The following is a 13,523-nucleotide window of genomic DNA, read 5'->3' as shown; positions in this document are numbered from 1 at the left end:
GTATGGGTTAACTTCACCAGATAATGAGCATGGGTTAACATAAAGTAGATTAGGCAATAAATCGGGTACACCTTTCTTCACCTAGAATAAGAATTGTAACCAGTTCAATAATACTATAGAACATTTACCTATCTTGCTCACCAGTAGACCTATCCATCTGTAACCAGTAACATGAACAGCTAAAAAATAGCCATCCATAAAGTGCGGGAGTATGGCAAAAGCGCGGGGGAAAATCTCAAAAAAGCAGAAGCCCGAAACCGATCTACAGGAAGCCTTTCATCAGTGGTTACTCGCGATGTATGAATTTGATCAGTGGCGGCATCAATTAAGAGTAGTGCTGGATAGTTGTACCTGGGCCGTTCCTAAAGGACCCTTTATAGGAGACCATGTCGTCATTGCTAGCTTACGCCTGCTGGATGAAGAATTGATGGAAGTCGTACGAAAATTAATCAGCGAGGTCAATCATATGGAAGAACACAATGAGCTTGATGTAACACAATTAGTGGCACATACCAATACCATCCATCAATGGAGTCAAAAGATTCGCGCTATCCTCTCAGCGGAGGCCCGAGGAATCGCTTAAAGCCTTTAGTGGTCTTAAATTCAACGCCTGTATGAAGCCCGATCAGCCATTCGGTTCACTTTGGGAGAATTATATCTTCAAAATAGCCACTCTGGTTATTGACTCGGTGTCAGCTGATGACCAAAGGAAACTGATTCACTTGATTCACCAGGCTAATCCGTCTTCTCCAGCGGAGACGGTCTTGGGTGGAGACGAACAACAGAAGCTCGGAAACTTGCCGGGCTCACCGCTCGCCCAACTAGCCCGTCAATGGGGGGCGGCTCTTAGACAGCCCCTGACCCCGCGTCGTATTCGACTAGAAGGTGACCAGGTCCTGTTACGCCGTGCCTTGCTCCTGACTCAGCAACAAATCGAGTCGACCCAGCTTTGCATTACTCAGCTCAATGAGTTGATTGAGCAAGCCAAGAACACGACGTCTTCTAGGTCCCGACAAAACCAGTTACTTCTTCATTACCAAGGCATACAGGGGAAGCATACCGCTTATTTAGTGAAATTAAAACTAGCTCAGGACAAACAGATAGGCAAGCTTAAACGGTAGTGCTTTATGATCAGTAACATAAAGCCAGTGGCTGTTGCAAAAGGCCTGACCGGGTGAAACTAACATCCGTTACGAGCTGGATAGGCCTTGTTAAGTGAATGAAAACGACTGAATCAATCGAGCTTTCCATAACCATTTCGACTTTTGCAACAGCTACAATCCTTATCTAACAACCCTTAGAAAAGCACAATCTACAGCAGAATACAAAAAAGGTGGTGACATCGTATATCACCACCCCGTACAGGTTATTTTTCTTTAGCCAATCAGGGCCTGCTATGCTAGTTTGTCCTGATAGTCTAACAGTCCCTCTTTGGTAGCAAACAACTTCTCTTGAAGCGGTAAAAGTTGGATATTGACATTAACCCTAGGCGATCCAATATGCTCACCTATCGGCTTTAGACCGTAGATTGCACTGTTCACCGCTAACTCGTGCGTATCTGTATGCTGCCGAATGAGGAGAGTATTCGCTAGGCTACCATCCAAAATGATTTGCATAATAGTGCCTTGGAAGAAGGGAAACTCATTTGTGGCTCCGAAAGGTTGGTCCACCCATACTGTATCCCCGACGGCAAATGGGATTTCAGTAGGTCTTAAGGTAAGTTTCATGCTGTAGCAAATAAGGAAAGTGACTTGACCGACAGCTTAGAAAACAGATAAGGGCGGAAAAGGAGTCAGTAATTACTGATTGACCTAGTGATAACCTAACGACAGTTCATTTTGTGCATAAATCATTGAAAATAAAATGTTTATAATCAAGCTATGGCCTGTGATAGCTGACTCTGAAATCTTTTACTAACTTGAACTAGTTACCGCTAGACGGGCAAGATCACCGGCTTAACAAACTAGTTTGCAGTTCAGATTCTTTTTAGTAAACATTAGTGGTATACAATAGCTTAGGTATTTTTCATCTACTCCGCTTTCACTCCAGCGCTAGCCGCTCCTTTGGTGGTTGAGTTTACTGACCATCACCGGTGAAGTTAAAGAGACCCTTGTGTTTTGCGCGTAGTCCGCCCCTAAGGCTAGAGCCATTCCAGCCTGCAGTTCCTTTGAGTCGTCTTACAGTAGCCGCTGTCTCGGCGGGTGAGCACGTATCCTCGCTCGAATTTACCCGGCAACTCGCCCGCTACAAACGAGCCACTTACGAATGGGTCCAACTATGGAGCCAAAATCTGTCTACCGCTCCCGGGCATATCTCTCATCCTAAAACACCTATACCCATGCTGATTCATTCGATTATTGAGCCCTTTACAGCCGAAGAGTGGATTATTGAAGAGTGGACGATTAAGTTCATGCTGTCAGAAAGACTACTGACCCTTGCCCGAAAACAGGCTAAGGGTAGCAACTGGTACGAAGATCCGCTGATCGCTGCTAGCTGGGGTGAGACCATTTCCCGGTGTTTTCGAAGCGTTCAAACGTATCACAAGGCCTTCCATACTGTACCAATGGTAGGAGACCGGTTATTTAATGAAGATACCGGCTTGCGGGTCCAGGACCGTTCGATTGATGGGGATCTGATGACAATTACTTTTACGCTGGATACCTAGAGCGCGCAGAGATACCAAGTTCATTGGTGCCCCGTCCCCGTATTTAGCGGGGACGGGTATTTGTACCAATAACTGGGGCACCTAGATCCAAATCTCGACTCCATTTTTGGTGTTGCTGTATAGTCAGTCCTCGCAGTTGGCTCAGCTCTCGCTTTAGAACCTGTTTCAACTCCATTCGTAGCGCTTGCACCCACCGCTGAGCGGTCGCTGATCTGTTTATAAATAGCCTTCTACGTTGTTTTAAGTACCGTCTCCGACTTGGAAGAGCTGCTACAGCGGCAAAGCCCTTTTGTGCACATTTATAAAGCCTGTTGACCTCATGACGATCCCCCGGAGTAAGCCCGCGAATGGTGTCGATAGCTGAGGGTCGGTGTGGGTAAAGCGGGAGACGGGTCGTGGCCTTTTATAGCTGCTTAAACGATTAAAATGTCTATTAAAACGAACGCGTTTTGGTCAGAATGTGCAGGACTCTGTGTAGCTTGCCTGCTTGATTCACCCTCCCTCTCCCTTTTGTGGATAATAAACTTGATCAGGCAGCTGAGTTGCTTAAGCTCTTAGCTCACCCCATCCGCATACGCATTGTGCTGTTACTGCAACAAGAACCAAGCCTGAATGTAACGCAACTGACGACCCAGCTGGAGGTTGAACAAAGCCTGATGTCCCACAACCTACTTTGGATGACGAATCGAGGAATGCTAAGCGTCACCCGACGAGGCCGACAGCGTTACTACGCGCTGACCGATTCGGTCTTTGTCGAATCAATTCAGTTGCTGCTGGAGAGCCCTTTACTTCAACGGGATTAGAAGTGGCTCAGGTAAACTGAGCCGGACGTTTGTTGTGGCTCAGTTTTTTTGTGGCTACCAATGCCGTAACTTCTCCCAGCCCGTTTTAACTTAACGTTAAACCGCCTGTCTAAACTCAACCGACCGGTCCGCCGGTGCGGTCAGAAACGGCAAAGCCTAATGAGGCTGTACTGTGTTGTCGTCCGCAAGCTCCTCTTCCTCTACTGCCTGTATGTATGTGCTGGATACGTGTTCACGCGCGAAATTTCAGATCCCGCTCTCGAATTAAGTTATTGGTCTCCGCAAACTCGAGTAACAGGCCGTATACTTCTTTCGAGTCAATGTCGCCCCCCCCTTCTTCAGCCGGATTGATGAAGATACACCGACACCGGCGCTGGCCAAACTCATTCCTGCCAAAATCGAAATGAGCTATTTTGGCAGGATCATACGCTACTTTCCCTACAACTAATGTCTGTCCTTTTCTCATGGTGTTGGCGTTTGACTGCATCAACGGCTGGTGGCTGTCAGTAGGTTCCCCCGTCCAGCGCTCACCACCGGCCTAGTAAGTTGAACCTCTCTTCGCTTTTTTACTCAGTGTTGCCTGCTTGAGCGCCCAGGCTTTGGCCTTCAGGCCCTGGTGCAACTCTTTATCCCTGGGCACAAAGGTGGTGCTGCGGTTGAGCGAGTTGTGAATGGCCAGCCAGTAGCTTGAATCGGACGTGTCGGGTATTTCCGTGTAGACAGATGGATTCATGAAGGATTGAGTTTAACGAATGGTTAAAAACAGACTAGCTGTAGTGAAGTATCCAGAAACCGCCAAGCCACTGGAAACGGCTGATCGATTCCAAGGATACCCCACTTTAGCTCAACTTGATCAGCCGTTTCCAGTGGCCTGTTTAGATTTTCTTCGTTTTAGGGAGCAGACCAAAGACCGTTGAGCTGGCTGGTGTCTGCTCGTACTTGGGAATTTTCGCTACGCCATGTACCTTGGGCGCTTTGGTAGCGGCTTTCTTCTGATTTCTGTTTTTTTTATCTTGATTAGCCATACAATAGAAGTTAACGAAGTGAGCTATGCTTGTTCTAAGGGCCGTCAGGACGGTCCCAGCCTATGGCTGGACTCTTGGGTTACTCAATGGCTAAGCCGCGAATATAATATTCCTGGCCTTGGGGACCCTGGCGAAGATCGGCCAGCACATCTTTGCCCTGCCAACTCACGGGATCAACCCCGTTGATCAGTAAGCTGCCGCGTAATAAGTGTAATTCGGGTCCGCCCTTGATGACACTCATGATATTGATGAGCACTTTGGGGATGACAACGGCATCGGTTACCGTGAAGAGTTCATTGAAATTGATGCGCATACGCTTGTTTGTTTATAATAAATGAGTAGACTAATCCTTGAAGGGCGGTGAGTAGGCTGAAAATAGAACGAAGGCGAAAACTCGTCTGTTGAGCAGGGCTAGCTCAGCGAACGTAAACGTTTAGTCAGTTAGAGTCGAATCAGGAAGCGAAATCAGGTAACACCCGGCTTCCAGATAAGCGCGCATCAAGTGCCGAAAAAAATAGATGCGATCCTGACCAATGAAAAAAGCTAGTTCATGGGGATGCGGACAGCAATACCACAAACCATTCGTAAAGCGGCCGCTACATTGGCCACTCACATAGTTTAGATGGGGTGCCAAGATTAGCAAGTCCCGTTGCTGAAATGGCGATGTGGTCGTTATCAGGAAGCTTTCCTGGCGCATCCGGTCTAACAGGGCGGAGATGTCCTCCCCCGAGGCACTGACCTCTTGGGTAAAGTTGATTCGTAGGCCAGCTTGGGCCGATTGGCGCAACAGATCGCTGACCGACCGGATAAGCCTAAACCAGTGTAGCTGACTTTGGCGACTAAAGGGGGCAGATGGCTTAAATACCTTAGAGACAAACAGGTGAGCTATCGTCTCCAGCTGCTCGATGAGCTGCGGCTTAGTCCAAGCAGCGTGTGGGTAGTCGATCATCGATGGCGACATTTGACTGCCGATTAGCACGCACGCAGCAAGGCTGTTATAGCATGAACACGGTTGGCAGACGAATGATTACTGATTGGCTGAATAAATTCAAATTAGTTTCTGGAGCCTCCGAATGTTCCGTGGGGCTACCTCGGGTTTGGTAGGTGAAACACTTAACTCGACCGAATCCGTTACCCATGGTTAGGGATTGGGCTGATCCGAAGAAGTTAACTTCCTCCGAGTGGCGATACATTTTCGCAAACAAGGCTCCCCCTGAAACGATACAGAGAGGTTAGCGTACCAATAATTCGGGCATTTGCTTGGACGGCTAGTTCTAATACCAGTCAACTAATTCACTAGCCCTGGAGCTTATTGGCGCTACTAACCAAACATAACCGGCTTGAATAAGCTTATACTCCCATCAGTATTCACTGAGTCCCTTCTCTGACCTAACGATACCTGGTCGGTCTAGCTGCTCGATAACAGCTCTGCTCCCATGAGACAGCATCCCAACACCTTCATTGAAGAATTTACTGTTTGCTACAAAGCCTTATTGGACACCGAATGGATCGATGATCCCTCGAATCCAACCAATCATAGCAAAGGCTTTATTGCTCTGGGCGAGACGATTTGGTTGCACCCCGACCATTCTGGGATCGGCCCGGTTTGGCAACAGGCCCGTCTGGTCGATAACACTCTGCGGTTCGTGCATTACCATGATTTTGAGAAAGTAAGTTAGTGCCAGTCTCTCCTGGCTAGACACGCAGTCCTAATAGCTGAGAAGGGTTGGGCTTCATTAAAGCCGAATCTATCCCCGCATGAACGGTGGTGGGCAACGCTCGCTCCTGCTGGACTGACGGGCCACTCTTATACAATCGCCCAGTCATCTCAGCGAAAGTAGGGCGACGAAAACAGCAGCATCGAAAACAGGACTTTTTATCAAATCACGCCTGAATCAGAAGATGATGGCTTTTTCGATTGGTATGGTGATGTCAGGCCTTACAATCAGTTTTTCAAAACGATTGAAAATACGCTGATACATTTTGCCTTTTACAGAAACTTGTGGGAAAAACTGGAGAACGAATAAAAAGGCTCATATCAATTGACCTGAGCCTTTCCCTGATACAAAACTGGGGTTTGTGGTAGCTTATTTAGAGCAGAGTTCTATCTGCCCCCGCTTCAATCCCCCCTTGCACACTCTCTGGCACATTTGATAGCAAGTCATACCCCGTCCGTTTCTCCACCTCATCGACACTGACCCGGTAACTACCCCAGGTACCCTCACCCGCTGTATTCGCGTTCGGCATCCAGACCGCAATAACTCGCGTCTGCGCGTTTATTCGGCTTATATCATCTGAAACTACCGGCAGCACCACAATCACCTTCCATAGCGCAGCCGGAATGCTCAGTTTGCCGCTGGCTATACTGGTCGCTTTACCATTATCACCCTCACCGCCCTTACCCGCAGTTCCGGCTATGATGTACAGCTTGTTGCCTTGGCTTACCAGCTTGCGGCAGTAGTCTTCCAGACGTAGCCAGGCCTGCCGGTTCAACTGAGGAGCCTGCGGAACAATATTGGTCAGAATAAAGGTAGTCTTATTTTCGTCTGCCGTACTGGCCCGGTCATCCGAAGGGCAGAGCCGGGCCGCCGGAGCGGTGGCCCCGGTCAAAACTAGTATTGGTGTAATCGCTGTGTTTAACCTGATACCAATCTGTGGGCAGGGTTTGATCGGGAATGAAATTACCCGAGTAGCGGGCTGCCGATCCTTTCCAGGCGCTCGACAGTTGCCAGCTGCACCAGTTGGCGATACCAGTGGACTTGTTATATGACAGGCTGTAGGTGGCTCGGTTGATCAGGTAGGCATTTGGGCTATTCTCGCTGGCTCTGGCTCCATCCGGATTGCCCGTCGCCATATTATCGTCACGGGTGGGCGTTGTGTTGTTAAGAACTGGAGAGGAGCGCTTACACTGATCGAGCGACAGAATAAGCAGTACGCAAATAACGTATTGGTTAAAACGCGCGAGCATAAGCCCACGATGTGGTGAAAGTAGAAATCGAGAAGGCATAAAAAAGAGACTATAAGTTGCAATTACATGCCTACTTCACATTCGAAATAAACAGGCATGTATGCAAAAACGTATGCAAAGAAAAGCCACTTACCTCATTTCTGTGTGTAAGTGGCTGATTACTAAGTGCACTCGTAGGGATTCGAACCCCAAACCTCCTGATCCGTAGTCAGGTGCTCTATCCAATTGAGCTACGAATGCGAGTTAATTTGCAGTGTAGTCAGGTGCTCTATCCAATTGATGTCGAGCGCGACCGCAGTGGCGGACCATCCCGTTACGAATGCATTGCTCTATGGCGTTCCCGTTGATTGGGAGTGCAAAAGTAGGGAGAAAAAGTGGCCCTGTCAACCTATTTTCCTAAAAAATTTGCCGGGCGCTTCATCAGAAACGCACCAATGCCCTCGGCCGCATCGGACGAACGGCCCAGCGTATCCTGATTGTCAGCTTCTTGCTCCAGCTGATGCTCCAGCCCGGAGTAAAGCGATTGATTCAGCACCAGTTTCATGGCGCCGATGGCCCGCGTCGGCGCCGACGCATAATACGCTGCGACTTCAGCAACAGCGCCGTCGAGTTCGGCCGATGGTACTGAACGGCTCGCCAGACCCATCCGGGCGGCTTCGGGGCCATATACGCGCCGGCCGGTGCTGCAAAGCTCAAAGGCTCGTTGTGGGCCAATCAGTCGGGGCAAAAAGAATGTCGAGCCCGCGTCAGGCATCAGCCCGATGTTGACGAAAATCTGGCTGAAATAGGCTTCATCGGAGCAGATGACAACATCACAGGCCAGCGCCAGCGAACAACCGGCCCCAGCTGCTACTCCGTTGATCCGACCAATGATGGGCTTCGGCAGATTCCGCATGGCGCGAATCATCGGGTGGTAGGTACTGCGTAACGAGTCGCCCAGGGTAAGTTGCCCACCCGACGCGGCCGCCTGCGCAAACCCCTCTTTCAGGTCGGCACCCGACGAAAACGCTTTGTCGCCCGCGCCGGTGATGACCACTACCCGCACCTGCTCATCTGCTCCGGCCGCTTCCACTGCCGTCGTGATGTCCTGAATCAGTCCGGCACTTAACGCATTATATACCTGCGGGCGATTGAGCGTAATGCGACAGACGGCATCGGTTACTTCGTAAAGGAGATTGGCGAACATAGCAGATAATCAGTCAGAGAGTGTCATTCGCCGGCATGAGCTGTCATTGATTGCCTTACGACACCTGACAAGTACAGGACCACCGGTAACGACGAATGTGTAAAGCTAACGACTTTCACAGCAACCCGTATACGGTCAGTAAGCTAATGACAATGCCCAGCGCCAGCCCGGCGCCGACTTGGCCGGGGGTGTGCGCGTTGAGCTTCAGCCGGGCACTGGCAACAAACCCCGTCAGCAAAATCAGGCTAAGCAGGGGAATGAACAGCTCGCTCAGGCTGAAACGCAGCATCAGTCCGGCCAGGGCACCCACAACACCCCCTACCCCAACGCCGTGCGCACTGATCTGCCACGTCAGGCTTATGAGGCCAACGAGCAGAATGGCCAAGGCCGTGCTGGCAATCAGCATACCGATTTCAGGAGCGAGACTCGAAACAAGCTGCATCCGAAAGCTGAACAGATACGCCAGAATAAGATAAATAACGGCGGTCAGGAAATAAGGCAGCCGCCGGTCCGAGGGGTGAGTCAACTGCAGGTCCCGGATGTACCCGATGCGAAACAGGTAATAAATCAGCACGGCAGGCACCATGAACGTGCCGACGAAAATCAGCACGAGCAAGCTCAGCCGCAACGAACCGGAGAAGACATCCATGCTCAGCACCGTAGGTGTTTGAAAGAGCAAAACTCCAAACAGGAGCGTCGGCATCAGCAAGGGGTGAAAAACAACCGACAGAAAATGAGCAAGAGACTTTGTCAATGATTACTAATTAGGATAAATACGGAATGCTTGTCAGCCTGGCCAGTGGGCTTCTCACACAAAGGTATCAACTACGCTTATTTATCACTCATCGTGCGGTTACAGTTCTTTCCGGAGCCGGGCCACGGGAATATTGAGCTGCTCGCGGTATTTGGCTACCGTCCGACGGGCAATGTTATACCCCCGATCGTTCAGGATTTTTTCGAGCTTATCATCCGACAGCGGATGGAGCTTGGGTTCCGCATCGATCAGTTCTCTCAGAATGTTCTTTACCTCCCGGCTGCTCACATCTTCTCCCGTATCGGTCGAGATACCTTCCGAGAAGAAATACTTCAGCGGATAAATACCGAATTCCGTCTGAATGGCCTTGCTGTTGGCGACCCGCGACACCGTCGATACATCCATATCGATCAGGGTAGCGATGTCTTTGAGAATCATGGGCCGAAGCCGGGATTCGTCGCCGGTCAGGAAAAAATCGTACTGAAACTGCACGATGGCGTTCATGGTTTTCAGCAGCGTCTGCTGGCGTTGCTTGATGGCATCGATAAACCACTTGGCCGCATCCAGCTTCTGCTTGACAAACGAGACCGTCTCCTTCAGGTTCTTATTCTGCTTCTTGCTCTTGTCGTACGTATCGAGCATATCGGCAAACGAACGGCTGATGCGCAGCTCAGGCGCATTTTTCGAGTTCAGCGTCAGTTCCAGCTTGCCGCCGTTGTCCGTCAGGATAAAATCGGGAATTAGGTATTGTGCCGTACCCGTATCGCCCTCTACCGATCCGGGTTTTGGGTTCAGCTTGATGATGATGTCGACGACCCGTTTGAGCGATTCATCACTGATGTTCAGCCGTTTCTGGATTTTATCGTAATGTTTTCGGGAAAACTCGTCGAAAAAATCGTCGATGATGCGAATGGCCAGCACCACACAGGGGTCGGTCTGGTCTTTCCGGTGCAGCTGTAACAACAGGCATTCCTGCAGATCACGGGCCCCGATACCGGCCGGATCGAACGACTGAATCTGACGCAGCACGGCCTCGACCTCGTCGGTATCGGTAAAGATATTCTGCGAAAACGCCAGGTCATTGACAATCGCCTGAATCGACCGCCGGATATAACCGTCGGCTTCGATACTTCCGATAAGCTGCAGGCCGATGATCCGCTGATCTTCGGTCAGGTTCAGGTAGCCGAACTGCTGCAGCAGCGAGTCGAGCAGGCCCGAACTGGTCGCCATCGGCATATCCCGCTCTTCTTCGTTGTAGTTGCCATCCCCCTGCATCTTGTACCCCGCATAATCTTCGTCGCGGATGTAACTGTCGATGTCCAGGTCATCGTCGCGCTCCCGGTAGTCGTCCAGTTCATCATACGGGTCATCTTCTTTCTGGTCGTAGTCTTCATCAGCTCCTTCTTCCAGCGCCGGATTGATTTCCAGTTCCTCTTCGATGCGGGTATCCAGTTCGGCAGTGGGGATTTGCAGCAGCTTGATAAACTGAATCTGCTGCGGAGACAGTTTTTGCTGAAGTGACTGAGAAAGGCTTAATTTTTGCATGGCAATCGACCGGTTAAGCAGTTACGTTGAGCGAGTTTTTAAAATGCCCGGTGGGCGTTCGCAAATATCAGACCAAAATAATCAGATTTTTGTTTTTCCAGGCACGAATTTTCTGGAAAGCGATCGTATACTACCTTCGCATCCATGACCAATAAGCTCTACGACACGTCTCTGAGTCTGCTGACCGACCTCTACCAGGTGACCATGGCCTACGGTTACTGGAAATCGGGCAAAGCCGAAAAGGAAGCCGTTTTCAACCTGTATTTCCGTAAGAATCCCTTCAACGGTGGATTTACCATTGCCTGCGGGCTGGCGAACGTAATCGGTTATATCAATCATTTCGGCTTTTCGAAAAAAGACCTGCGCTACCTCCGCAGCATGACGGGCAACGACGGGAAGCCGCTTTTTGAAGAAGGATTTCTAACGTACCTCGCCGACCTCAAACTCACCTGCGACGTAGAGGCCATTCCCGAAGGCACCGTCGTTTTTCCGAATGAACCGCTGGTTCGGGTGCGTGGCCCTATTTTGCAGTGCCAGTTGCTCGAAACTCCGCTGCTGAACCTGGTCAACTTCGAGTCGCTGATTGCCACCAAAGCCGCCCGGCTCCGACTGGTTGCCGAAACCGATACACTGCTGGAGTTTGGCCTGCGCCGGGCGCAGGGCGTCGACGGGGGAATGACCGCCAGCCGGGCCGCTTACATCGGCGGCTGCGATGCGACCTCGAATGTGCTGGCGGGCAAACACTACGATATTCCCGTGCGGGGCACGCACGCCCACAGCTGGGTGATGTCGTTCGATACCGAGCAGGAGGCCTTCGATACCTATGCCGACGTGCTGCCCAACAACGTCACCCTGCTGGTCGATACGTACGATACGCTGCAGGGCGTTCGGCACGCCATCGAGACCGGCCACAAGCTCGTGCAGCGAGGTTATACCCTGTCGGCCATCCGGCTCGATTCGGGCGACCTGGCCTACCTGAGTATCGAAGCGCGTAAGCTTCTCGACGCGGCTGGTTTTCAGGACACGGCCATTGTCGCCAGCAATGATCTGGACGAAACGATCATCAACAGCCTCAAGCAGCAGGGGGCCAAAATCACCATCTGGGGAGTCGGCACGAAGCTGGTTACGGCCTATGACCAACCCGCGCTGGGGGGTGTTTATAAACTCGCAGCGCTGCGAAACGAGGCTTCCGCTGGAGGCCAATGGGAGTATAAAATGAAATTATCCGAACAGGCCATCAAGATTTCGACGCCGGGGATTCAGCAGGTGCGCCGGTTTCGGGACGAGCGCGGTTTTCTGGCCGACATGATCTACGATTCGGAAATGGACGGAGCCGATCAATCGACGACCCTAATCGACCCCCTGGATTTTACGAAACGCCGTCGGTTTCCGGCCGGACAGCCACACGAAGACCTGCTGGTGCCCGTTTTTCGGGGAGGCAAGTGCGTTTACGACCAGCCCTCGATTCACGACGTACGGGCGCGGGTGCAGGACCAGCTGGCGAATCTGCATCCCGGCGTCAAGCGCTTTGTCAATCCGCATACTTATCCGGTCGGTCTGGAGAAAGCGTTACACGAACTAAAAACAGATCTGATCTTACGACTGCGTGGAGACCAGACGCAATAGGCAGGAAAAAAGATTGCATATCAATTTCTTTATTTCTTAATCCTCAGCCAGTCGATTCTATTCATCTTTTCTGTTCTTTTACTGTTCATTCGTCTAACTCTTTTCTCATGCAACCTATTGAATTAGTGGTTTTTGACATGGCTGGCACGACCGTAACCGACCAGCACGAGGTAGAACGGTGCTTTGCCGAAGCCGCTACCGAAACGGGACTGTCTGTTTCCGACGAGCGGATTCTGGCCATGCAGGGACTGGCGAAACGCTATGTTTTCGAGACGCTCTGGAAAGAACAGCTTGGTGAAACCGCTACAGATATAACCCATCGGGTCGACGTCTCGTACGATGCCTTTCGACGAATTCTGGAAAATCATTACCGCACACACGGGGCCACCCCAACCGAAGGGTGTCTGGAGACCTTCGCCTACCTGCGCGAACGCGGTATTCCCATTGCCCTGACGACAGGTTTTTACCGGGTCGTTACGGATATTATTCTCGAAAAACTCGGCTGGCTGGACGGCCTCAACGATCAGCGAATCGGAACCCCCGACAGCCTCATTCAACTATCCATTGCCAGCGATGAAGTCGAGCGCGGCCGCCCCTATCCGGAAATGATCGAGCGGGCGATGCGCATCCTGGGCGTGACCAACCCCAAAGCCGTCGTGAACATCGGCGATACGCCTTCCGATCTGCTGTCGGGCCGGGCCGCGGGCGTTGCGCTAAACCTGGGCCTGACAAACGGAACCCACTCACGTGAGCAGTTGGAAGCTTACCCGCACGACCGGCTGCTGGGCTCATTATGGGAACTGCCTACGCTGCTGGCCTCCCGGGAAGCGGCAATCAATGTATAATGCAAAATGGATAATGGATAATGTCGCCCGTTAATTCGAAGCCGACGTTGTCACTCCACCTTATTCATTCGCCACTATTCATTATGCATTATTCATTATCCATTTT

At 51.0% G+C, this 13,523-nt stretch carries 18 protein-coding genes and 1 tRNA gene; 7 read left to right on the top strand and 12 right to left on the bottom strand.

Annotated elements, in window-relative coordinates:
- The first annotated feature begins 211 nt into the window (after positions 1-211).
- Together ACYVC2_RS06070 and ACYVC2_RS06065 are read left to right on the top strand one after the other, a co-directional pair.
- Positions 212-583: a hypothetical protein gene (locus tag ACYVC2_RS06070; protein WP_461101409.1), complete on the top strand. Its 372-nt coding sequence runs from the start codon at positions 212-214 to the stop codon at positions 581-583.
- 31 nt (positions 584-614) lie between these two features.
- A complete protein-coding gene (locus ACYVC2_RS06065; RefSeq protein WP_461101408.1) occupies positions 615-1,121 on the top strand; it encodes a hypothetical protein in 507 nt (168 codons plus the stop codon).
- Positions 1,122-1,394: 273 nt separating this feature from the next.
- On the opposite strand, the gene ACYVC2_RS06060 is transcribed toward ACYVC2_RS06065, so the two are convergent.
- Positions 1,395-1,727, bottom strand: coding sequence for a hypothetical protein (locus ACYVC2_RS06060; protein ID WP_461101407.1), 333 nt, complete (start codon positions 1,725-1,727; stop codon positions 1,395-1,397).
- A 440-nt stretch (positions 1,728-2,167) separates the two neighbouring features.
- Here ACYVC2_RS06060 and ACYVC2_RS06055 point away from each other — a divergent pair, with 440 nt between their 5' ends.
- On the top strand, positions 2,168-2,665 hold the full coding sequence (locus ACYVC2_RS06055; protein ID WP_461101406.1) for a hypothetical protein: 498 nt from the start codon (positions 2,168-2,170) through the stop codon (positions 2,663-2,665).
- 512 nt (positions 2,666-3,177) lie between these two features.
- A complete protein-coding gene (locus ACYVC2_RS06050) occupies positions 3,178-3,468 on the top strand; it encodes an ArsR/SmtB family transcription factor (protein ID WP_461101405.1) in 291 nt (96 codons plus the stop codon).
- Between the two features lie 232 nt (positions 3,469-3,700).
- Here the strand turns inward: ACYVC2_RS06050 and ACYVC2_RS06045 are convergent, their stop codons facing one another.
- From ACYVC2_RS06045 to ACYVC2_RS06025, 5 genes are all read right to left on the bottom strand, one after another.
- The gene (locus tag ACYVC2_RS06045; protein WP_461101404.1) at positions 3,701-3,934 is read right to left on the bottom strand and encodes a hypothetical protein; all 234 of its coding nucleotides are present in this window, start codon (positions 3,932-3,934) and stop codon (positions 3,701-3,703) included.
- Between the two features lie 72 nt (positions 3,935-4,006).
- Entirely contained in the window at positions 4,007-4,201 is a 195-nt protein-coding gene (locus tag ACYVC2_RS06040; RefSeq protein WP_461101403.1) for a hypothetical protein, read from the bottom strand.
- 142 nt (positions 4,202-4,343) lie between these two features.
- On the bottom strand, positions 4,344-4,493 hold the full coding sequence (locus tag ACYVC2_RS06035; RefSeq protein WP_461101402.1) for a hypothetical protein: 150 nt from the start codon (positions 4,491-4,493) through the stop codon (positions 4,344-4,346).
- A 79-nt stretch (positions 4,494-4,572) separates the two neighbouring features.
- Complete coding sequence (locus tag ACYVC2_RS06030; protein WP_461101401.1) at positions 4,573-4,806, bottom strand: hypothetical protein; 234 nt, start codon at positions 4,804-4,806, stop codon at positions 4,573-4,575.
- A 120-nt stretch (positions 4,807-4,926) separates the two neighbouring features.
- On the bottom strand, positions 4,927-5,454 hold the full coding sequence (locus ACYVC2_RS06025) for a hypothetical protein (protein ID WP_461101400.1): 528 nt from the start codon (positions 5,452-5,454) through the stop codon (positions 4,927-4,929).
- 475 nt (positions 5,455-5,929) lie between these two features.
- Here ACYVC2_RS06025 and ACYVC2_RS06020 point away from each other — a divergent pair, with 475 nt between their 5' ends.
- On the top strand, positions 5,930-6,172 hold the full coding sequence (locus ACYVC2_RS06020; protein WP_461101399.1) for a hypothetical protein: 243 nt from the start codon (positions 5,930-5,932) through the stop codon (positions 6,170-6,172).
- Between the two features lie 412 nt (positions 6,173-6,584).
- Here the strand turns inward: ACYVC2_RS06020 and ACYVC2_RS06015 are convergent, their stop codons facing one another.
- The 6 genes from ACYVC2_RS06015 to rpoN all read right to left on the bottom strand — a co-directional run bounded on the left by ACYVC2_RS06015 (position 6,585) and on the right by rpoN (position 10,946).
- Positions 6,585-7,103, bottom strand: a complete 519-nt coding sequence (locus ACYVC2_RS06015; protein ID WP_461101398.1) for a DNA/RNA non-specific endonuclease — start codon at positions 7,101-7,103, stop codon at positions 6,585-6,587.
- Positions 7,057-7,461: a DNA/RNA non-specific endonuclease gene (locus ACYVC2_RS06010; RefSeq protein ID WP_461101397.1), complete on the bottom strand. Its 405-nt coding sequence runs from the start codon at positions 7,459-7,461 to the stop codon at positions 7,057-7,059. The genes ACYVC2_RS06015 and ACYVC2_RS06010 overlap by 47 nt, the downstream gene beginning before the upstream one ends.
- Before the next feature lie 166 nt (positions 7,462-7,627).
- Positions 7,628-7,701, bottom strand: a tRNA-Arg gene (locus ACYVC2_RS06005).
- A gap of 148 nt (positions 7,702-7,849) precedes the next feature.
- Positions 7,850-8,647 carry an enoyl-CoA hydratase/isomerase family protein gene (locus ACYVC2_RS06000; protein ID WP_461101396.1) on the bottom strand — a complete coding sequence of 266 codons (798 nt, stop codon included), beginning with the start codon at positions 8,645-8,647 and terminating at the stop codon, positions 7,850-7,852.
- A 115-nt stretch (positions 8,648-8,762) separates the two neighbouring features.
- On the bottom strand, positions 8,763-9,401 hold the full coding sequence (locus ACYVC2_RS05995; RefSeq protein ID WP_461101395.1) for a hypothetical protein: 639 nt from the start codon (positions 9,399-9,401) through the stop codon (positions 8,763-8,765).
- Between the two features lie 99 nt (positions 9,402-9,500).
- On the bottom strand, positions 9,501-10,946 hold the full coding sequence (gene rpoN / locus ACYVC2_RS05990; protein WP_461101394.1) for an RNA polymerase factor sigma-54: 1,446 nt from the start codon (positions 10,944-10,946) through the stop codon (positions 9,501-9,503).
- A gap of 144 nt (positions 10,947-11,090) precedes the next feature.
- Between rpoN and ACYVC2_RS05985 the strand changes: the two genes are divergently transcribed.
- Positions 11,091-12,572, top strand: a complete 1,482-nt coding sequence (locus ACYVC2_RS05985) for a nicotinate phosphoribosyltransferase (RefSeq protein ID WP_461101393.1) — start codon at positions 11,091-11,093, stop codon at positions 12,570-12,572.
- Between the two features lie 107 nt (positions 12,573-12,679).
- Positions 12,680-13,417, top strand: coding sequence for an HAD family hydrolase (locus tag ACYVC2_RS05980; RefSeq protein ID WP_461101392.1), 738 nt, complete (start codon positions 12,680-12,682; stop codon positions 13,415-13,417).
- Positions 13,418-13,523: the final 106 nt, after the last annotated feature.

Source organism: Spirosoma koreense, assembly GCF_054777875.1.
This window is presented reverse-complemented; position numbering and strand designations above follow the sequence as displayed.